23 protein-coding genes and 1 tRNA gene are annotated in these 20042 nt (G+C 42.1%); 20 read left to right on the top strand and 4 right to left on the bottom strand.

From position 1 onward, the window contains the following. The first annotated feature begins 54 nt into the window (after positions 1-54). The 6 genes from D479_RS08885 (at position 55) to rpsI (ending at position 4332) form a co-directional block, all read left to right on the top strand. Positions 55-894 (top strand): energy-coupling factor ABC transporter ATP-binding protein, encoded by an 840-nt coding sequence (locus tag D479_RS08885; RefSeq protein ID WP_008635967.1) that lies wholly within the window; start codon positions 55-57, stop codon positions 892-894. Next, positions 870-1742 (top strand): energy-coupling factor ABC transporter ATP-binding protein, encoded by an 873-nt coding sequence (locus D479_RS08880; protein WP_008635965.1) that lies wholly within the window; start codon positions 870-872, stop codon positions 1740-1742. The genes D479_RS08885 and D479_RS08880 overlap by 25 nt, the downstream gene beginning before the upstream one ends. Next, a complete protein-coding gene (locus D479_RS08875; protein ID WP_008635963.1) occupies positions 1735-2532 on the top strand; it encodes an energy-coupling factor transporter transmembrane protein EcfT in 798 nt (265 codons plus the stop codon). Before D479_RS08880 ends, D479_RS08875 begins: the two co-directional genes overlap by 8 nt. A 17-nt stretch (positions 2533-2549) precedes the next feature. Next, positions 2550-3293 (top strand): tRNA pseudouridine(38-40) synthase TruA, encoded by a 744-nt coding sequence (gene truA, locus D479_RS08870; RefSeq protein ID WP_008635960.1) that lies wholly within the window; start codon positions 2550-2552, stop codon positions 3291-3293. Between the two features lie 189 nt (positions 3294-3482). Further along, on the top strand, positions 3483-3920 hold the full coding sequence (gene rplM / locus D479_RS08865) for a 50S ribosomal protein L13 (RefSeq protein WP_008635959.1): 438 nt from the start codon (positions 3483-3485) through the stop codon (positions 3918-3920). 19 nt (positions 3921-3939) lie between these two features. After that, the gene (gene rpsI / locus D479_RS08860) at positions 3940-4332 is read left to right on the top strand and encodes a 30S ribosomal protein S9 (RefSeq protein WP_008635956.1); all 393 of its coding nucleotides are present in this window, start codon (positions 3940-3942) and stop codon (positions 4330-4332) included. Positions 4333-4432: 100 nt separating this feature from the next. Here rpsI and D479_RS08855 read toward each other — a convergent pair whose 3' ends face one another. Together D479_RS08855 and D479_RS08850 are read right to left on the bottom strand one after the other, a co-directional pair. Further along, a complete protein-coding gene (locus tag D479_RS08855; protein WP_008635955.1) occupies positions 4433-5611 on the bottom strand; it encodes a site-specific integrase in 1179 nt (392 codons plus the stop codon). A gap of 53 nt (positions 5612-5664) precedes the next feature. Beyond that, positions 5665-6180, bottom strand: coding sequence for a helix-turn-helix transcriptional regulator (locus tag D479_RS08850; RefSeq protein ID WP_008635952.1), 516 nt, complete (start codon positions 6178-6180; stop codon positions 5665-5667). A 154-nt stretch (positions 6181-6334) separates the two neighbouring features. Between D479_RS08850 and D479_RS08845 the strand changes: the two genes are divergently transcribed. Continuing rightward, the gene (locus D479_RS08845; RefSeq protein WP_008635950.1) at positions 6335-6610 is read left to right on the top strand and encodes a hypothetical protein; all 276 of its coding nucleotides are present in this window, start codon (positions 6335-6337) and stop codon (positions 6608-6610) included. A 236-nt stretch (positions 6611-6846) separates the two neighbouring features. Here the strand turns inward: D479_RS08845 and D479_RS19890 are convergent, their stop codons facing one another. After that, positions 6847-7797, bottom strand: a complete 951-nt coding sequence (locus D479_RS19890; protein ID WP_008635949.1) for an endonuclease NucS domain-containing protein — start codon at positions 7795-7797, stop codon at positions 6847-6849. A 512-nt stretch (positions 7798-8309) separates the two neighbouring features. Between D479_RS19890 and D479_RS08835 the strand changes: the two genes are divergently transcribed. The 12 genes from D479_RS08835 to D479_RS08775 all read left to right on the top strand — a co-directional run bounded on the left by D479_RS08835 (position 8310) and on the right by D479_RS08775 (position 17288). Then, a complete protein-coding gene (locus D479_RS08835) occupies positions 8310-8723 on the top strand; it encodes a hypothetical protein (protein WP_008635948.1) in 414 nt (137 codons plus the stop codon). A 142-nt stretch (positions 8724-8865) separates the two neighbouring features. Then, positions 8866-9126, top strand: coding sequence for a hypothetical protein (locus D479_RS08830; RefSeq protein ID WP_039871189.1), 261 nt, complete (start codon positions 8866-8868; stop codon positions 9124-9126). 375 nt (positions 9127-9501) lie between these two features. Further along, positions 9502-10470 (top strand): S8 family peptidase, encoded by a 969-nt coding sequence (locus D479_RS08825; RefSeq protein WP_008635946.1) that lies wholly within the window; start codon positions 9502-9504, stop codon positions 10468-10470. Between the two features lie 387 nt (positions 10471-10857). Further along, the gene (locus tag D479_RS08815; protein ID WP_008635944.1) at positions 10858-11352 is read left to right on the top strand and encodes a sigma-70 family RNA polymerase sigma factor; all 495 of its coding nucleotides are present in this window, start codon (positions 10858-10860) and stop codon (positions 11350-11352) included. Between the two features lie 6 nt (positions 11353-11358). Then, positions 11359-11523 (top strand): YvrJ family protein, encoded by a 165-nt coding sequence (locus D479_RS20180; RefSeq protein ID WP_081594801.1) that lies wholly within the window; start codon positions 11359-11361, stop codon positions 11521-11523. A gap of 14 nt (positions 11524-11537) precedes the next feature. Beyond that, positions 11538-11783 (top strand): helix-turn-helix domain-containing protein, encoded by a 246-nt coding sequence (locus D479_RS08810; RefSeq protein WP_008635943.1) that lies wholly within the window; start codon positions 11538-11540, stop codon positions 11781-11783. Between the two features lie 3 nt (positions 11784-11786). Beyond that, positions 11787-12044: a glutaredoxin family protein gene (locus D479_RS08805; RefSeq protein WP_008635941.1), complete on the top strand. Its 258-nt coding sequence runs from the start codon at positions 11787-11789 to the stop codon at positions 12042-12044. Positions 12045-12071: 27 nt separating this feature from the next. Then, a tRNA-Cys gene (locus D479_RS08800) sits at positions 12072-12143 on the top strand. A 120-nt stretch (positions 12144-12263) separates the two neighbouring features. Next, entirely contained in the window at positions 12264-14279 is a 2016-nt protein-coding gene (locus D479_RS08795; protein ID WP_008635939.1) for an ABC transporter permease, read from the top strand. 229 nt (positions 14280-14508) lie between these two features. Continuing rightward, on the top strand, positions 14509-14901 hold the full coding sequence (locus D479_RS08790; RefSeq protein WP_008635936.1) for a hypothetical protein: 393 nt from the start codon (positions 14509-14511) through the stop codon (positions 14899-14901). Between the two features lie 78 nt (positions 14902-14979). Next, entirely contained in the window at positions 14980-15822 is an 843-nt protein-coding gene (locus tag D479_RS08785; protein ID WP_008635934.1) for an ABC transporter ATP-binding protein, read from the top strand. A gap of 701 nt (positions 15823-16523) precedes the next feature. Beyond that, complete coding sequence (locus D479_RS08775; RefSeq protein WP_008635931.1) at positions 16524-17288, top strand: hypothetical protein; 765 nt, start codon at positions 16524-16526, stop codon at positions 17286-17288. A gap of 49 nt (positions 17289-17337) precedes the next feature. Here the strand turns inward: D479_RS08775 and D479_RS08770 are convergent, their stop codons facing one another. After that, complete coding sequence (locus D479_RS08770) at positions 17338-17640, bottom strand: hypothetical protein (RefSeq protein WP_008635929.1); 303 nt, start codon at positions 17638-17640, stop codon at positions 17338-17340. A 333-nt stretch (positions 17641-17973) separates the two neighbouring features. Here D479_RS08770 and D479_RS20460 point away from each other — a divergent pair, with 333 nt between their 5' ends. Then, on the top strand, positions 17974-18276 hold the full coding sequence (locus D479_RS20460) for a hypothetical protein (RefSeq protein ID WP_152413358.1): 303 nt from the start codon (positions 17974-17976) through the stop codon (positions 18274-18276). The last annotated feature ends 1766 nt before the right edge of the window (positions 18277-20042 follow it).

Below are 20042 nucleotides of genomic sequence, written 5' to 3'. Positions count from 1 at the left end.
GGAATAGTGTCATATTTCCTGGGAAATAGTCAGTTGAGCAGAGGAGGAACACAGATGGGAGAGAGACAAGTCGAGTTTCGGAATGTATCCTTTCGTTATCAGGAGGACATGCCGTGGGTTTTAAATGACGTCAGCTTCACGCTTGGCCCGAATGAATGGGTAGCCATTATCGGACATAACGGCTCCGGGAAATCGACGATTGCCAAGCTTATGAACGGGCTATTATTTCCTCAAGAAGGGGAAATATTAGTGGACGGTCAGGCGGTAACGCAGGAGAGCGTATGGGAAATCAGGAAGAAGGTCGGTATGGTCTTCCAAAACCCTGATAACCAATTCGTTGGAACCACGGTTCGTGATGATGTCGCTTTCGGGATGGAGAATCACGGTATGCCCAGAGATTTGATGCAGCAGAGAATCAAAGACAGCCTTGCTTCAGTCCGTATGCAGGAGTATGAGCGTCACGAGCCCCACCGTTTGTCCGGAGGGCAGAAGCAGCGCGTGGCGATTGCGAGTGTGCTTGCTGTATCACCGGCTTTCATCATCCTGGATGAAGCGACCGCTATGCTGGATCCGAAAGGTCGGAAAGAGATCATGGAAACGGTCCGTGATGTTCAACGGGAAAGAGACTTATCCTTGATCACTATAACGCACGACCTTCATGAGGTGACCCAGGCATCCCGGGTAATCGTCATGAATAAAGGACAGGTATGGATGGAAGGAACTCCGAGAGAGGTCTTTTCAAAGAAAGATAACTTAACCGAAATTGGCTTAGATACTCCATTTGTCAGTAAATTGGCAGATCACCTGAAGACAGAAGGTGTGATGCTTTCTCGTGAGCCACTCAATCACCAGGAGTTATTGGAGGAATTATGGACATCACGTTCGACCATGTAAGTTACGTCTATCAACCGAACAGCCCGTTCGAGCATAAAGCATTGGATGATCTATCCTTCGAAATACCTTCCGGCTCTTTTGTCGCCGTCATCGGTCATACAGGATCTGGGAAATCCACGCTGATCCAACACTTAAATGGACTGCTTCAGCCTACGAGCGGAAACGTTCAAATCGGCGACTACAAGCTTACGGCTGGAGAGAAGAATAAAGATTTGAGAAATCTGCGGGAGAGTGTCGGAGTTGTGTTCCAGTATCCCGAACATCAGTTGTTTGAAGAAACGGTTGCGAAGGATATCGCGTTCGGTCCCCAGAACTTCGGGGTGGAACAGAAAGAAATCGATCGCAGAATCAAGGAAGCTGTAGAAGCTACCCATCTCCCGGAGGAATTGTTGGAACGTTCTCCTTTCGATTTAAGTGGTGGACAGATGCGCAGGGTGGCCATATCCGGGGTGCTCGCAATGAATCCGCGTGTCCTTGTATTGGATGAACCGACGGCCGGGCTCGACCCGCGCGGGCAGAAGGAAATTATGAATATGTTTTCCAATCTCCATAAAGAGAAGGAATTGACGACGATCCTCGTCACTCACAGTATGGAAGACGCGCTCTCCTATGCGGATTACATTCTTATTATGAATCACGGGAAGCTCTATATGGAAGGTGCCCCGTTGGATATATTTAAGCAGAAGGACGCTTTGGAGCAGGTGCAGCTCGATGTACCGGAAGTGATTCAGTTCCTTGCCAAAGTTAATGAGAAGTTCGGATGGGATATGGAATACAAAGGAGAAACCATGGAGGAATTGGCAGCTCTTCTTGCTGATAAAGGGAGAGGGGGTGCCGCTCGTGAGTAGTTCGATGATCATCGGGCAGTACATTCCTACGGATTCCTTTATCCACCGGCTGGACCCCCGCTCGAAAATCGCGTTGATCTTCTTTTTTGTCATCGTTGTATTTTTTGCTAATTCTGTTTGGAGTTACGGGGTTCTTGCTGTCTTTGCTGTCGGGAGCGCTCTCCTGTCTAAAGTGCCGTTTCGGTATATTATGAAAGGGTTGAAGCCGGTTTGGTTCCTGATTATTTTCACGTTCCTGCTCCACTTGTTTGTCACGAGACAAGGGGAGGTCGCTTTTTCTGTGTTCGGATGGAACGTGTATGAAGAAGGATTGATCCAAGGGGCAGCTATCTCTCTTCGATTCTTTCTTTTGATTCTGGTCACATCCCTGCTTACATTGACAACGACACCGATTGAAATAACCGATGCTATTGAAGATCTACTCGGTCCATTAAAGAAGGTTCGATTCCCTGTCCATGAGCTGGCGTTAATGATGTCCATTTCCCTGCGTTTTATCCCGACACTTATGCAGGAAACAGAAAAAATATCAAAAGCACAGGCTTCCAGAGGAGTAGACTTCCGCACAGGTCGTTTTAAGGACCGTGTAAAGGCTGTCGTCCCTTTGCTTGTCCCACTATTCGTCAGCGCTTTTAAGCGTGCAGAAGAGCTCGCTATGGCGATGGAAGCGAGGGGATATCAGGGCGGTGAAGGCAGGACGAAGCTGAGGGAACTCCGCATCGGCCGAATCGATGTCTTTACGTATGTCGTTTTTGCTGTTGTGGTCCTTGTGCTCTTCCTCACCAGAAGCTGAAAAGGGAGGACTGGAAGATGCAGCGTATGAAGTTCACCCTGCAGTATGACGGTACGGCCTATGCCGGGTATCAGGTACAGCCGAATGGTAATACGATTCAGGCGGAGCTGGAGAAAGCACTGGCTAAAATCCATAAAGGAGAAACGGTCAAAGTGACTGCCTCCGGAAGGACCGATGCCGGCGTTCATGCCATGGGGCAGGTTATACATTTCGACACACCGCTTTCCATTCCGGATGAGAATTGGAAGAGGGCCGTCAACTCTCTGCTTCCGGATGATATTATGATCACTCATTCAGAAGCAGTTCCGGAGGATTTCCATGCCCGTTACGGGACCGTAGGGAAAGAATACCGGTACTATGTATGGAATGACAGGGACAGACAGCTGTTCAAGCGCCATCATACGTATCACGTGAAGGCAGAGCTTGATATGGCTGCGATGAAGGAGGCGTGCCGGCTGTTGGAGGGAGAACATGACTTTACGTCTTTTTGTTCTCCGAAGACAGATATTAAAGGCGACAAAGTCCGGACGATTTATGAAGCATCCATCCGGAAAGAAGGGGCAGAGATCGTGTTCCTGTTCCGAGGCTCCGGCTTCCTTTATAATATGGTCCGGATTCTTGTCGGTACACTTTTGGAGGTAGGGCGGCATGAGAGAGAGCCTGCTTCCATCCCAAGAATTCTTGCTGCAATGGATCGGGCTGCCGCCGGGAAAACAGCTCCTCCACAAGGGTTATTTCTCTGGGAAGTTTTTTACCAATAAAAGTTATTAAAAAAACAACGATTCCAGGTGTGCACGCCCTTGACATTTGGCTGTAGGGTGTTATATTATATTCTATGGCATTTTATTTCTATACCACGGTTAGCCCCGGAAATCTAATCGTATTTGAGATAAATGATAAAGTAGTTACGAAGTCTATGTGAAATTAAACAATTCAGGAGGGAAACAGATATGCGCACAACTTTCATGGCAAATGAAAACAACGTTGAACGTAAATGGTATGTTGTGGATGCTGCAGGGCAAACACTTGGCCGTTTAGCGAGCGAAGTTGCTGCGATCCTTCGCGGTAAACATAAACCAACTTACACACCACACGTTGATACAGGTGATCATGTCATTATCATCAACGCAGGTGAAATCCAACTTACAGGTAACAAGATCAACGATAAGATCTACTACCGTCACTCCAACCACCCAGGTGGATTGAAGTCCCGTACAGCTAACGAAATGCGTACGAAATACCCTGAGCAAATGCTTGAGCTTGCTGTTAAAGGTATGCTTCCTAAAGGAAGTCTTGGACGTAAAATGGGCAAGAAACTTCATGTTTTCGCTGGAGCTGAGCACAAGCATGAAGCACAAAAACCAGAAGTTTATGAACTTCGCGGATAATTAAAGGAGGTAATCTAAAGTGGCACAAGTACAATATACAGGTACTGGACGTCGTAAGAGCTCCACTGCTCGCGTACGCCTTGTTCCAGGAACTGGTCGTGTAGTAGTAAACAAACGTGATGCTGAAGACTTTTTCCCATACGAAACACTTCGTGTAATTCTGAAGCAGCCTCTAGCTGTTACGGAAACAGAAGGTAACTACGATGTACACGTAAACGTACATGGTGGTGGATTCACTGGACAAGCTGGTGCGATCCGTCACGGAATCGCTCGTGCTCTTTTACAAGCGGATCCTGAATACCGTACAACACTTAAACGCGCTGGTCTATTGACTCGTGACGCACGTATGAAAGAACGTAAGAAATACGGTCTTAAAGGTGCACGTCGCGCTCCACAATTCTCCAAGCGTTAATAAACCTTGTATGCCAAGGATTTACCCTCTTTGCTCTTATAGAGCAGAGAGGGTTTTTAATGGCCAAAAATGGAATTGAATACCCATTGAATACCCCACACTAAAATTTCATGTATTTCTGGAACATCTCCGCTGTTTTTTCCTTCGCATCCTCCGTCACATGAGTGTAAATATCCATCGTAGTTTGAATGTCCGTATGACCGAGTCGAGCTTGAACATCTTTAATAGAAGCACCGGCCGCAAACAACAAACTCGCATGTGTGTGTCTAAATGCGTGAACATTTATTTGTGGGAGAGTTGGGTTCTTCTGATAAACTCGGTTTAGCTTCTCATTCAAGTAAGCTAAGCGGCAATAATCCATCTCCCGTTTTAGGTGATTATAGACTGTGAAAATGGGCTGCTTATCATTCGATTGAAAGGGATCATCAAGCTCTAACGTCAAATAGCGCTTGATTTGCTTGCTACGCCATTTCTTCAAAATCCCTAGGGTTTCATCATCGACGCTAACAACACGCCGAGAAGCCTTTGTTTTTGATGTCTGAAGCTGTTTTTTACCGCTCGTGTGAATCAATGTCTTTTTAAAACTGATTTTCTTTTGATTAAAGTCTACATCTGACCAATGAAGGGCACACAATTCACCCTTGCGAGCTCCTGTGAAGGCGAGTAAACGAAACATAGTATAAGCCATGTCATCCCACTGAATAGCCTCTAAGAAGCTCTTAAGCTCTTCTCGTGTATAGTAATATTTTTTCTCTTCCAGTTCTTCGTTATATTCCATTTCGTGTTTTAGTTTCGGCAATGTGACGTATTCCATTGGATTTCGTTTAATAATATCCATTTTCATAGCGTATCGAAAGACCAAGTTTGCTTGTATCTTATAATCATTGAAAGTTTTAAGCTCCTGTGCCCAAGCGTTGATAGCTTTTTGACAATATGAGGGAGTGATGTCTTTCATTTTATAAGGACCAAACAAAGGGAGGATTCTGCGTTTGAATTTACTTTCCATCGCATACACCGTAGTTGGTTTTACTTCTCTACTGTGCTGCTTAAACCATTCCTCGAAAACATCCTGAAAGGTCATTTGCTCATTTTGACGGACCCCGTGTTCATCGACTTCCACTAATAATTTAGATAATGCAACCTTTGCTTCTTTTTTAGTCCTGAAGCCCCGCCGAGTGGTGCGTTTTTTCTTTCCAGTGAGCGGATCTATGCCTAGATACGCATTAAACATGTAAGCTGTGGTACCATCTTTCTTAGTGTACTTTTTAATATTTGTCATAATAGTTTCCTTTCCAATACGCTGGCAGGCTATATACAGGAAAGGGAAGTACTTTATTCAAAAATTAATTCAAGTATAGTTCTAACTTTTTTTCGTTTTTCCTCTGATAAAGATGCATTCTTATAATACAAGTCAATTTTCATACTTAGTAGATCATGAAGGTCAAATAACCTTCTTCTTATTTCATCATCCGATAACTCCTTAACCTTTTGCTCTCCGTACTCTGTTGCTATTTCATCAGTACAAGGAAGGGTCACATCTACACTTCTCATTTCTTGAAATGGCACATTATCTTTACCAAGGTCAACTCTTTTATATTTTACAGAACCGTTCTCTACATCTATGTAAGAAGCAGAGTAGCCAGCTATATTCAATAGATAGATGGGTGAAACGTCTAACCCTATAGCCAGTTTTCTTAATAATGCCGGTTTAGGTAAATCTTTATAACCGTTCTCAATTTGAGATAAATATGAATCCGAATAGCCTGTTCTCGCTTTTAATTCGAGTAAGGTGATATTTTTATTCTTTCGAATCTCTTTAAGTTTTGCTCCAAACTCTTTAGCGTCCATAAAAAATTGGCCTCCCTTTTTTACTCATTATCACACAATCATTTTACTTAGTAAATATTTTTCTTACTTTGATGTTGTTTGTTGGGGAGAGGTGTTATACAATAAAAGTAAGTAAATTTCTTACAAAAGTAAAGACGAGGAGGAAATAAATCATATGGAGGCTTTCATACCATTACAAGTATCAGATGAGTTTCGGAGTAAATATTATGAATTCTTTTATGAGTTGAGCAAAGAGGCTTTTGAAGCTGCTAAGAGGGATAGTGGAGTGGGAAGATTCATGACTAAAAAACAGTGCTGTGAGTTCATTGGCATTTCTTTTGGGTATTTGCAAAAATTAGAAAAGCTAGGATTACCAGTTATTGAGTTAGAAGGAAAAGTGCTATTGGATCGTGAAGATGTAATAAAATTCATGAGTAAATATAAAAGCTAAAAAAGTATGTAAAATGAATTAATCGCTGGCAGGTGAATTACTTCATTCGTCAACAAGTGAGTGTTGCATAATTACAGGAAGTATTATATTCTCAAAACACAAAAGCCGGGCATTTTTGCCCGTTTTTTATGTTTTACAATTATATTGGATCTTTAATAGAGGGTGTCTAGCTGCCAAGGAATTCTTAAATAATGTGAAATGGCCGGCAATCAATTAGAACAATGTAGGTAGTTAGTTTAAACTGCTTTATCCTGTTCTGCATTAGCTAATACACTTGTGTTATTTTCGGATGGTTTTAATGTTGGATTTGAATCAAGACTTTCAATTTGTATTAATCCCTTCTCATCAAGGCTATATATTTTCATCTCTATATTTTTAACATTCTTTAACGCTTTACTAATAACTTCATCATAGGAAGGCGCAATGGTAATAACCCTTATGTTTTCTGCTATTTCTGATTGATAATATGCAGACTGCCAAATCAAATTTTTATCATTTGTTCTAACCTTTAATTCCATAATACATTTGGTGCCATTCTTATCTTCAGCCAGCACGTCAATTAAGCCATCCTTTACCTTTACTTGTGTGTCGATCAACTTCATTCCAGTTTCAACTATTTCAATATTGTGAGCAATGTAGCTTTCAAGCACTTTTTCATTACCCTCTAGAATGGCTTTAGTAGCAAGTTCATGCTCCCAAATCTCAAGTTGGTTGATTATATCTGAGAATTTCCCATCTATTTCTTCATTACTCATGCAATTAGTACAAATATTAAAATTGACAAAACGCTTTGAAGGATTATTAAGGCTTTCAACATTCTTCCATGAAAAATCTGTTACTCCAGCAAGAATTTTATTCTGAAGTTTATTTATTAAATTATCAGGCAAATCCTTCCATGTGTTCCATCCCCAGTATTTTATATTATCTGCCCTTATACTTTCTATATCTTTTCGCGTGAAGCAATTTTCACAAATCCATTGGTGTTTATCAAAAACCGTGAAGTTTCTTTTAAGCTCATTTATCTGTACCTTTTCATCGAGTACGAATAAAAGGTCTCCATTATCAAAATCCCATTTCTCCTCATCATGCCGATATCCATATACAAAATACTTCTTACCTTCTTCTGGGCGGTAGTCCACCATGAGAACACTATAAGATTTTTTTGTTATTTCCAGATTGAATTCCATTGAATCACCTCAAGATTATATTCACCAAATAATATAAAAAAATCCATAATAAGAAAAGATTGTAAAAATGTAAAATGAATGTGATATTGCTTCGTTGATCTTACGAACGAAGCAGAGGGCTTGTTAAAATGTTCAAAAAACGCAAAGTTTAAGCTGTTGCTTTTAATTCTGAAGAACCCCCAGGGCGTGTTTAATGAAAGGTTATAAGAGCTTGACCGAGAAAGCTATGAACAAGAGCTAGTAGTTCTCAGTAATGTAAACGCTTAGCTTTGCTGGCTGAATACAAAAGAGGTGCCGGAGTGATGGATGCCACCTTTTTTTCTATATAATGGATGTATCATGCGTGACATCAGAGGGGGGGAGAATCCTGTGTTGCCTTATGCTGAAATTTGGAATAAATCACAGGCATACATAAACATTTCACGGTTGAATTCAATACTAAGAATTCTTATGACTCCGAAGATGGTGAGTTCATACACTAAGTAGCAGGAACGCAAGAGGAGTTTACATTTTTGACCCTTGAATACATACAGAAATTAGTGGACATAATGGACGAATACGGGGGGATTGATTTCACATTCCGTTATAAAGACCCCGTATCCATGATGGCCAAGATGAAGCATCAGACCATATCCAAGCCTTTGAATAAAGTGCTAAATGACGCGCTTGGGCTCCGATTCATCCTTAATTTTGATACCTCTAGTTTCCAGCGCATAGCATTAGAACTAGAGGGCGCATACCCTATAAAAGACGGAATATACCGTGTAGTGGACCAAACGACAGGGAAAATGAATGACGACGGATACAAGGGTATCCATAGCTATTCCAAGTTCGATAACAACACATTTCCTATTGAAATCCAACTCTGGACGAGAGTTCAAGCGTTGTTAAACGTATATCTGCATGATAATATATACAAAACGTGACATGCTAACAGGGAGTTGGATGAACATGCGCTTGAATTAAGGAATTGGTTGGGGGCTGTTCCTATCCTTCCGGATGATTTCGAAGTCAAATCGTATGTTGATTTCCTATATGAACGAAAATATTCAAGAGAGGGTGATCGTGATGAGTAGACTGTATATCAAGTCCAGTGCAACTGAGAACTTTTTGGAGTTGGCTTCTTCGAAAGAAGCGAAAGTGGCATATGCAGAAATCAAAGAAAGTCTCCCAGAGGTCAGTTTGGCCGTTTTTGGAGCTAAAGATCTTTCTTCTTTGCAACGTTCCCACCGCCACCTGAACACCTCCCAAATCTCGAAAACAGTTCCTGAATTCATTGCAGCACTCAGGCACCCTGTGAAGGAAAAAGAGGGAGAAGGCGCCATTTAAAAGGCGTCTTTTTTGTGCAATATTACAGTTTGCGTCCATATCGCAGGCAGATCATCGATATATCATATACCCCATGGTTTTATATTAGATTTTGTTTTTATTTCCGCTCTCCCTATCCCCGAGCGTATTCCAAGCTGATATACATACAAATATACAGAGAAAAACCGATGCGGAAATCCCGCATCGGTTTTTAGCGTTCACCCGTGTTTAGGTATTGGTTAACCATGGCGCTTATTTCTCCATACTTTCATTAAGCTACCACTCTATCTTTTGCCGGTCTTTGTTGAAAAAAATGAATTTCTTTTAAGAAAAGGTTGTGAATATTTCCCGCCATCTTTCTTTATAAGACGAGCGATTATAAAGGGGGGTGTATCTATGGTGGCGGATGAAGTGAAGTTGCTTCCAATTACACAAGAAACTCCGGTGCAAATTGGAGAAGAAGTTCCCATGAATATTGCATCCATTGGCTCTCAAGCGAAGTGGAGAAAAGGATATTATGGGAAAGGTGTGGTCACAGCAATTTTAGATACGGGTTGTGACATGAATCATCCTGATTTGAAGGATAGAATTGTCAGTGCTTATAATTTCACAGAAGATCATAAAGGGAACGTTAATATTGCAGAAGACCTTAACGGGCATGGTACGCATATAGCTGGAACCCTTGCCGGGTCCATCAACAAGAAAGGTGTTGTTGGTGTTGCACCCAGATCGGATTTATTAATATTGAAAGTGCTCAATCGAAATGGCGGTGGAAATGTTGACGCATTGGTTTCGGGTATAAACTACGCAGTTGACTGGCGCGGTCCAGATGGAGAGAGAGTAAGAATAATATCGCTATCCCTTGGTTTAAAAAGGTCTTATAAACGGTTGCAAGAAGCAATCAAAAGAGCCGTGGATAATGACATAGCCGTAGTAGCAGCTTCTGGGAATGATGGTGACGGGAGTTTTGAGACGGATGAGTTTCGTTATCCAGGCGCGTATGAAGAAGTTATTCAAGTAGGCGCCGTGAATAATATAGAAAATGACGTGGCTTTCTTTAGCAACACAAACGATGAAGTGGATCTATTCGCTCCGGGTGTGGGGATTTATTCTACCACCCTTGATGGTGAATATAAAAAACTGACAGGAACCTCTATGGCCACGCCGCACGTTTCAGGAGCCCTTGCTCTGTTAATTGAAGAATATGAATATGTACTTTTAAGAAAAATCCACGTTGATGAGTTACGAGCTATATTGCAAGAACACACTATCTCCTTTTGTGCAGGCGACAAGTATAAAGTTCGCTCTCTGCAATTGGATAGAGAGTATGCTCTTGAAAAGAAGGAGGAGGTAACTTGTGAGTAGAGAGAATCTCATTAAGTGCTTCTGTGAAGCTAGAAAATCGCAGGCCCTTTACACAAAATGCCTTCCGAAAGCCACAACGAAAGAGGAAAAGGATCTACTTATGAGCTTAGTTGAAACCTCGGCAGCAACATCAGAGAAAATTAGAGAATTTTGTAAAAATAGCTCTATCGGGGGATAAAAATGGTAAAATTAAATAAGAGGGTGTGAACTAACGCTCATTTTTTTTCGCTATATATGCGAACGTACGTTCTTTTCGGGGGTGCTATTATTCCACATATATCCAAAATAGACTGTGAATGCTGTGAGCTAATCGAAAAATTCACAAGAGAAAACGAAGAGTTCCTTAAAAATCCTCTTATTCGTTCATTTCTAAATGAAGAGGAGAATGTGGGGCTGCTGATTAATTCCATCTGTGATCCGACAGTAGAGAATCGGGCAGAGTTGGATCAGACTTTTAAAAAGTTTTACTTCCAATTGCGATTTACTGCTTATATATCAAACACGTTGTATTTCAACGCAATCAACTTTGATAAAAAGAGCCGAAAAGTAAATTATCGTTTTCCCCTAACGGTAGACCAGCCTATCGAAGAAGAAAACGGTACTACGAACAAAGATACCATTGAAGATGAAAATGCGTCGATAACCGTAGAAAAGGTTGTACAGTCTTCTAATATTGAAGATTACATTGAAACGCCTGTTCTTGCACATGCCTTAACTTTTTTAACTCTAAGACAAAAAGAAGTCATCAGCCTAGCTTATATTTATGGTCTAAGTGACACGGAGATTGCAAAGAGGCTCGGGCGTTCCCAGCAGGCTATTTCAAAACTTCATAAGAAAGCACTTAAAAAGCTGCGATCGTGCCTTGATAACGAGGAGGTGTGATGGGTAATGACTCTCGTCGATCTTCCACAATGGATTGTGATTATAGGCAACTTTGGCTTCCCGGTTGCCATTACTTTTTACTTGTTTGTGAGGTTTGAAAAAAAGTTAGACAAGTTGGAAAACGTCATCATGAAACTATCTAGTGAAATAGAAGCGCTCAACAGAAAATAAGAGGAGTGAGGCCATTGTCTGCTTTGTATGAATTGGTGAAATCGTCCAAGTGTGATACTCAATCATTAGGTGCGGTAGTTGAATTATTTGAACCAAAGATCAAAAAATCACTTCATCTTACGAACCACAAGAATAAAGATGATTTATCACAAGAATTAAAATATAAGTTGATCAAGAGTATAAAAAACTATGACGTTGAATCAATCCCCGGCTTTTGGGAAATGCGGGATAAGATTAACGGAAATAAAAAGGAGTGCTGAAGGATGGAAGTAATCGTATTCTCTGCTAAATCATGTGGTTTCTGTCACCAACAAAGTGAATTCTTAAAACGAAATGGTGTTGAATTTATAGAAAAGGATGTCATGGCCGATAAGACGGTATTCCAAGAGTTTCAATCGTTAGGAGGGACAGGTACTCCCTTCACCATTGTAAAGCGAGATGGCGCTATTGCATCAAAAATCACAGGATTCAACAAGGATAAATTAGTACAAGATTTGGGTATTGAAGAATTGAACGGTTGATGAGGGGAGAGCGAATCCCCTCCCGGTGGTGATATAGCCAAGTGGTTAAGGCAAAGGTCTGCAAAACCTTCATCCTCGGTTCAAATCCGAGTATCACCTCTAATTACTTAAGAAGACAGGTCGAATTCAGACCTGTCTTTTTTTTATTAATGGTTGTGAATGACCTCATAAAACTGTCTATATCTAGCAGTAAGTTTTTCTTTCAGAAAGGGTGATAGTATGAAAACAACACTTAGAACCATACTTACTACTTACAAACTTCATGGTTTCTTGATTTTGATGGGAGCATTGTTATGGCTGATGTACGCGGGATTTCTTACTTACACATTTCTTTACAACAACCATGATGTAGGGAACAATCTGCAATTTTCAAGTTTTCTTATCCAGGGTGGCATGCTCTTTTTTGCAATCCTTGGATGGCGATTGGCCCGTAAGACCATGGATCAGACGTCAGTTGTTTTTATAATTAAAAAGGAACTGTGGAAAATCCATCTATTGAATGTTTTATGCTTATTAGCGACCTCTTTTTTCTTTGTATCGCTACCAGCTCTAGGTTTTCAATTATATTACATGTCTTTTGAGGGCGGAGGTTCATTTGCAAAAGAAAGTCTTTTGTTTTTGTTGAATTATTGGTTGATTCCTTATCTACTCATGGGATTCATTGGTTATTTGTTTGGTATGAATTCAAAGAATAAAGTGGTTTTCGTTTTATTGTTGGGAGTGTGGGTCATTCTCTCTCCTTCCAATTTGCATTTCATCGCTACCTTAATGGATAACACTAAGTTGGAAAGCGCAGCGGACTTGTTCAGGAATTTGAACTTAGGGGTCTACGATATGAATACCCCTTATGATCCTTTTTATGGTTTTGAGTTTGAATGGGGGAAGAAAATCATACTCATTTACTTTTTGTCGTTGCTTCTTCTATTATCTACTCGGACGAGTAATAGAGGGATGAACCGACTGTTGTTATTAACGACCTCTATTTTGATTCTAATACCAGGTTTCATACCGACAAGCAGTACATTTTCCGCTTTGAATGACCCTGAAAAACTAACAGAGGATTACTTATACTATGACGATCCTCCACATATGAACGATAATCGCCTCTTCTCGTATGACATCAAGACCATGGACGTTGTACTTGAGGACAAAGGGGAAGAAGGGGTGGTTGTGGAAACGACTATGAACTTGGCGAATATTAAGGAGCGAAATATTTCCCTGATCCTGTATCGAGGCTACAAGGTTTCGGATGTCCATGTCGCAGGGGAAAGCATTCCATTTGAGCGGTCCGGTGATTATGTGGAGGTTGATTTGCCTGAAAAAATAAGTGAGGGTCCGACGACGTTGACTCTGCATTACTCTGGAATCGGCTCCAGTTCTCACCCGTCGTTAAATAATTATTTGTACTTACCAGCAAATTTTGCTTGGCTACCCAACAATCAAAACACCGCCAGCATGTATGAAGTCAATGGTGAATTTCTTACATCGGATTTGACTCCTAAAACAGAAATTGATTACACGCTTGAATATAAAGGGGGGGGTGAGCTTATTTACACCAATCTTAAAAAAATCGATGATGAAAAATATGTGGGTTCCTCCAAAGGCTTAACGGTCATTTCGGGTGATTTCACTTCAGCAAAATTCGGTCCGTCAGGTAAGGAAATCCTATACCCGCGTTCATGGTTTACACATAAATCCGAAATGAACGATTTTCTAGATACTTTCAACACCCAACTGAAAGAGTATAGTCAGATGGTGGGCGAAGAGTTTAATATGCCGGATCATGTCATCTTCATTCCTAATATGGGTGGGAATGATGTGTTCACCCATACGAAAACCACCAAGCATGATGATCATATTATTCTCCCTATTGATCCTGTGAATGCTGCGGGATATTCGGAAATGCAAAAGATGCTCCCTTACCAAGTACCGTGGGTGGACCAAAAGCATAATGAAATAGCTGGAGAAAAATCATTCAAAGACTGGTATATCTACACGGTCGTGGTGGGTTGGTACATGAGCAATGGGATTGTAGAAGAAGAAAATTTACAAAAGACTCACTTGTTGAGGATTATAGGACCAATCACCGACCATGAAGACCTATGGGAGAGAGTGATTGCATTGGATAAAGGGGACGTATCTCCGGATTTGATTCGGGCATGGAGAAGTATTCTGCTGGACGATGATGAGCGTAATTGGGAACAAGTAGAACGTCTTTTAGGTTCCATCCCGTGAGAGGGAGCTAAATTTTATGACGTGAATGATGGGTGGTTTTTACAATTCACCTGTTATTCACGTCATCTTTTTTTATAAAAGCTGCGCGCAGGGAAAAAAGAATGGCTTTTATAAAAAGATAGATTGATTGGTTGTGAAAATTCCCACATGGCCTTCTATATGTATCATCAGCTGATAAAAGCAACAGAAATTAGTGCACTGATTTCAACAATAAAGAGGAGGTTTTAGCATGGGACTAGCTTTGAGTAAAGTAAACAAAAAGATGGCAGTGCTGGGCGTTTTATTGGTAAGTGTGATGTGGGGGTCAGCCGCCTTCGCCTTACCTAGTACGTCTACGGCGAATCTAAATGGTACAGGATCGGCGAACGGGGGAAATATCAACATCTGGGATGATTACGCGGATGTAAGTGGGTACGTCACCCTGGGAGATATTTCGGCTCGGGTTAAGAAATCTGTAACCCTTCTGCCTGATCCAACCGAATGGAGTCGCCTCATTTATTCTGGAAACTTCTCTTACGATAACGTTTACATCCCTGATGCTTCCACATACTATGCGCAAGCGTCAAGAGCAAATGCTCGTGGAACGGCAAGCGGTCAGGTGAAAGTCGTATCGTTAGACTAAGTTGAAGGTGAGAAAGGGAAGGACCATCAGGTCCTTTCCTTTATTTGTATGAAAAGCATGGGAACGGGAGGAGTACATTTGATTACTATTCGGAATTTATCCAAAACTGTGGGAAAAAAAGCAATATTGAAGGACATCCAAGCTGACTTAAAGGGTGTCACAGGAATCATTGGGCCGAACGGGGCAGGAAAGACCAGTTTATTGAATATTTTAGCCGGCGTGACCTCTCATGATAAGGGGGCGGAAATCGATTTTCACGCAGGTCGTGATATGGAAGGTCGTATAGGTTTTCTCCCCCAAAACTTCAATGCCTATCCAAACCTAACGGTCTTAGAGGTCTTGCGATTGTTGGCTTCTATCAAAGGCGTAGATGATGACAGTTATATCATGGAGCTGGTTGAGGTGATGAATTTATATGGTTATAGGAATCAAAAAATGAAGCACTTATCGGGTGGGACAGTTCAGAGAGTAGGAATAGCACAATCTTTGCTAAGTCGCCCCGATTACTTAATCATCGATGAACCGACCACCGGGTTAGATGTACTGGAATGCACTAAGTTGAGAAGCATCTTGTTGACGATTAGCGACAGGGTTCAAATTATCATTTCGTCTCATAACCCAGAAGACATTGCCTTTTTGTGCAACCACCTCTTGGTGCTAAAAGAGGGGGTCAAACTTTTCGAAGGGTCAATGGAGGATTTGAAAAGGAAGTCGGCTGGCATGGTTTTTGAGAAAACTGTAGAGGGAGGAAACCTGAGCGATGTTGACGGAACGATACTCTCCTTTAAATCCCTTAGCGAGTCACGAATGCAGATTCGTTTCATCTCGCAGACACCTGTGGTGGACAATGGCGCCAGCCCGAGTTTTTCCGATTTTATCAGTGGCTACGTAGCCGTTTTAGAGGGGCTGGATGAGGTATGATGGTTGTATTAAGAACAAAATATAGATCCATACTTCCTTTTGTTGCTGTGTTCATTCTTTCTATCGCGGCCCTTCTCTCCTTAATAGCCATGAGGTTTGGTGAGACAGCTAATACTGCCTTTTTATTAGTACAGCTTGTCGCCATTCCTCTCTCGTCAACCATTTGTTTATATTTGTTCTATGACGTGTATGAAGGGAAACATTCAGCTTTGCTTCCACAAATATACAAGAATAGAGTGAACCGAATCCTTCTTTCACACGTCACTTTATTTATGGTCCCCCTACTTATTTGTGGTTTGTATATAAAGATACAATACGGTCATTTTGATTTGCTAGCTTCGTATGCCTTGTTCGTTTCCCAGTTGTTTATGCTGAATGGCTCTATGCTGCTTTTCTACATGTTGGTAAAGGATATACAGATAGTTATCGCTACTCTTGTTTTATATTTGTCGGTAGAAATCGGCACGTTCGGATCGGTACGGCACATCTATCATTTTCTATATTTTAATCTTGATGTAGCTGTTTCTTTTTCTTCGGTTTCGTACTTGATTGTCTCTAATACCTTAGTGGGTGTCATTGCGTACATAGGTATTAAGATAAAATCCCAGCAAAAAATCGGGTGAAAGGTTGTAATAAATCACCTTTTACTTTCTTTATAGAGTGTCAGGCTGACAAATTACGTTTTACTAGGAGGAACAAATATGGAAGTAGGTTATTTTCTAACAGAGCAAGAGATTGCGGACTTATTGAATGGATTTCAAGGCAACAAAAAATTTCAAAATTTAATTTCTGAAATGAACAGATATGTGAATTTCGAATTAGATACGAACGCGCCGTTGAGCGTAGAGGATCATTTGAAATTTGACATGGCGCAAAATGGAAGAGTTGTGACAGCGAAGTCGTTGAGGGTAAAAGTGAAGGAAAATGTTTTTATTCACTTCTTCACACGTTACTTCGATGGTAAAAAAGAAGAAGAGGAAAACTTCTTTGTTGCTCACATCATTGATGAAGAGGACGAAACCAAAGTAAATCAAAAAGTATTGCGTGCTGCTGATGAGAACGTGGTCTCTTTGCTGGAGAGCTCACATGAGAAAGAGGCGGTAAGCGTCCAGAGCATTGAGGAAGAAAATGAGCGTTTTGAGCAAGAATTCAACTATGATCAGAATTATCGTCCAGGTCAATTGCTGGAGGAAGACGTGGAATCTCAGGCGGAAATTAAAGGGTGTATCGCAGGAGGCTATATTTACTGCGGCGCTGCCTGTGGTGGATCTCCGGCTTGTAAAGGCTCAAGAGCTGGTGTAAACGAACTGGATGAATGCTGTAAGACACATGATTGTTGCTATGGTTCCCGCGGCGGTTACCCTAACTGCTATTGCGACCAAAGACTTTGCGACTGTTCTCAAGCTGCTCCATGGTACATTAAAGCGAAAGTTTTGGTTCAAACCGCTTTCTGCTTCGTATGTTAATCATAAAAAAACCAAGTCACGGGTTAAACCTACGTGACTTGGTTTTTTCTCATACTTGGGTATTTTTATTACCATATTGTTTTCCAATTGTTAAGGCAAGCCCAATCAATAAATGAACTATTCCATTACCGACTATGACAAGACCTATAAAAGCTGCCATCAGGCCTCCACCTTGGCCTGAATCACCAGCTATAAGAATTGCACCGACAGCAAAGCCGATCACAACACCAAGGATTGCTAGAAGAAGACCAGAAGACCAAAGAGGTAATTTCCCACTTTTTTGCCACTTTATCATGAATATATTCGCTGGGATTAACAATGCCGCAAGAAATAAATACATTAATACATCCATAAAATCCCTCCTAAAAATATGTCTATGTCTAATATAAGCTAAATGGCAATAATTTTCAAAAAAACATTTCCATTATTCTGCGTTTTATGGTACTTCTGTTGCACAATCAGCCGAAGCCATAACCCCCATCCTTGAGCCGCTTGGTATGATGGCTGCTATCCAGGATAAGAATATTGCGGCGCCGACTGTGGTGTTCGTGGTGATTCTGGTTGAGGGGTTCCTCGAAGTTCTTACGATGAGTGCTGTTTGGCACACGATAATTTGGGATTATATGTGGAATATTATCCCTTTATAGCCTATACCCTTTGAATCGTTCGGAAAATACATATCTGTTTGTTGCAAATGATTGCTCTGCTTTTACTTGGCAATTTGACTATCGAATGTACGACGGAAAACGCACTTTCTGATCGGTGTGAGCAGGCGAGCACCGGGACGTATTCCCAACCGGCGTACATACAAATATTCTTTTCGTGTGCGTACGAACAAAGCGGCAGAGCTTTGTGCAGGGAGCATACGGCTCAGGAAGATGCTTTTTACCGAAGCGGACGCAACGATCCAGATGGATTGCTGCGGGAGGGAAGGAGAGGGGCTTGGCACTTCATAAATAGAAAGCGACGAACAGGAGCTTTCGAATGAGCACCCTGAAACGAAGTGGAAGGGCAAGGAGAGGGATGCGCGAGCATTCCACGACGCAGTAATGGGGACGGTCAGCTATGCTGACTGACAAACGAGCGTAGCGAGGCTTGTCATACGTCCCCCTTATGCTCTTTCCCCTACACGTCCCGAGACGTGAACACCGGGGCGCGTACTCCGATTAAACCCCGGCGCATCAACAGATAGCACATATCGGGGCGAACCCCACCCCGACTATGCCGCATCGTCCGCCCCCGATAAGCCGCGTCGTTACAGCATCGCCCGACTATGCCGGCTCCGACAGGGCAAAAAAGGTGTATGACGGCATAGGGGGCGTCTCCCGGCTCGGTTTCCGTCCCGACAGCGGCAGCCGAGGGATGGATTTCGAGCCGGTGTTGCGTCGCGGTGTTCGCATCTGATTGGGATAGGAGGGCGTGGCGAAGGACGCCCGGAAAGACCGGATGCGAAAGCTCGGAAGCAGGGGAGCTGCCAAAAAAGGGTGGAGGGGAAGCTGTCCAAAAGGTGTTCGAGAAGCGGCAGCGGATCGGCAGGAAAAGACTTTCAACAAAGGCTCCTTTTGTCCGACAGCGCGGACGACGCGAGGCGGTTGTATGTCAAAAAATCTCTTGCTGTACGTACCGATTCGGAGAAGAGGGGCGAGCTAAAAAGGGCAGGAAACACCACCGGAGCGGAGGAAGGCTCCGCGCTCGTTGGCCAAAAGGATCTTGCGTGTCTGAAAGGCGGGAAGCCCGGAGCGGTTATACGAGCGGAAGCGAGAGAATCAACAAACACCACCGACGGGCGCGGGACCCGCCTTGAAGGCACGGGTTTTCTCTTGAAACGTTGTCCGGACAAGGATTTACGCTCTGGTATTCCCAGGCGAACGACCCTCTGCTGACCGAAAAAAGACCGTCATCCCTTTGCGGGATGACGGTCCGGGGGTCCCGCTGCGTCAGACGATAGCCGTCTGGTCCTCAAAGAGAGTCGGTTTGGTCTGGTGATTCAAAAAAGAGAGAGGTTTTCATGACGTGTGACATTCCACGCGAATCCAGGTGCGTATCCTGCACCCTATGAAATGCACACCAGATGCGACAACTCTATGCATGTGCATCCCGTAACGCCCTTTACACACACGAAATACGCACGCCATATCGCACCGCATGCGCATAATCGATGTATTTACGATATGTCGCATGAGATACCCACACCATGTGATATATCGTGTGAGAATACAATAATCAACGACCTTACGCATGGTGTTTCATATGAAATGCGCATAACGTGCTACACGTCATAAACAGAACCAAGCGGTGCGGTATCCTGTGCCGACAGCCTGTGCGTGGTTTTCGTCACTGTGTTTCGCATCGTGTGTCGCGTATCGTGCTCTTTCTATTCGTGCGTATGGTATATGGATCAAAATTCGACTACAAAGAAAAGCTTTCCACCTACAAAAAGTTGTGAAAAGTCATTTGTGTTTAGTGACTCAGTCAATCATATAAGGTGTGTTACTCGAAATAAAATGAATAGAATGTCTGTCCAACTTTATTGTTATTTGATACACTTGTTGAAAGCATAATTTTTAGAATTTTCACCGATAGTAAAGATAGGGGTTTTGCAATGAAATTATTACAGAATTTATTAATGGTATTAATTATAATTACAGGCTTAATAGCCCTTGTTACCGAAAGTAATTATGTATTTTATGGCTTGTCAATAGCTTTATTTACTTGTTTTATTGATTTACAAAAGTAAAGATTCTTTATGGAAAT

The sequence above is a fragment of the Halobacillus sp. BAB-2008 genome (genome assembly GCF_000328325.1).
Classification (GTDB): domain Bacteria; phylum Bacillota; class Bacilli; order Bacillales; family Halobacillaceae; genus Halobacillus.
This window is presented reverse-complemented; position numbering and strand designations above follow the sequence as displayed.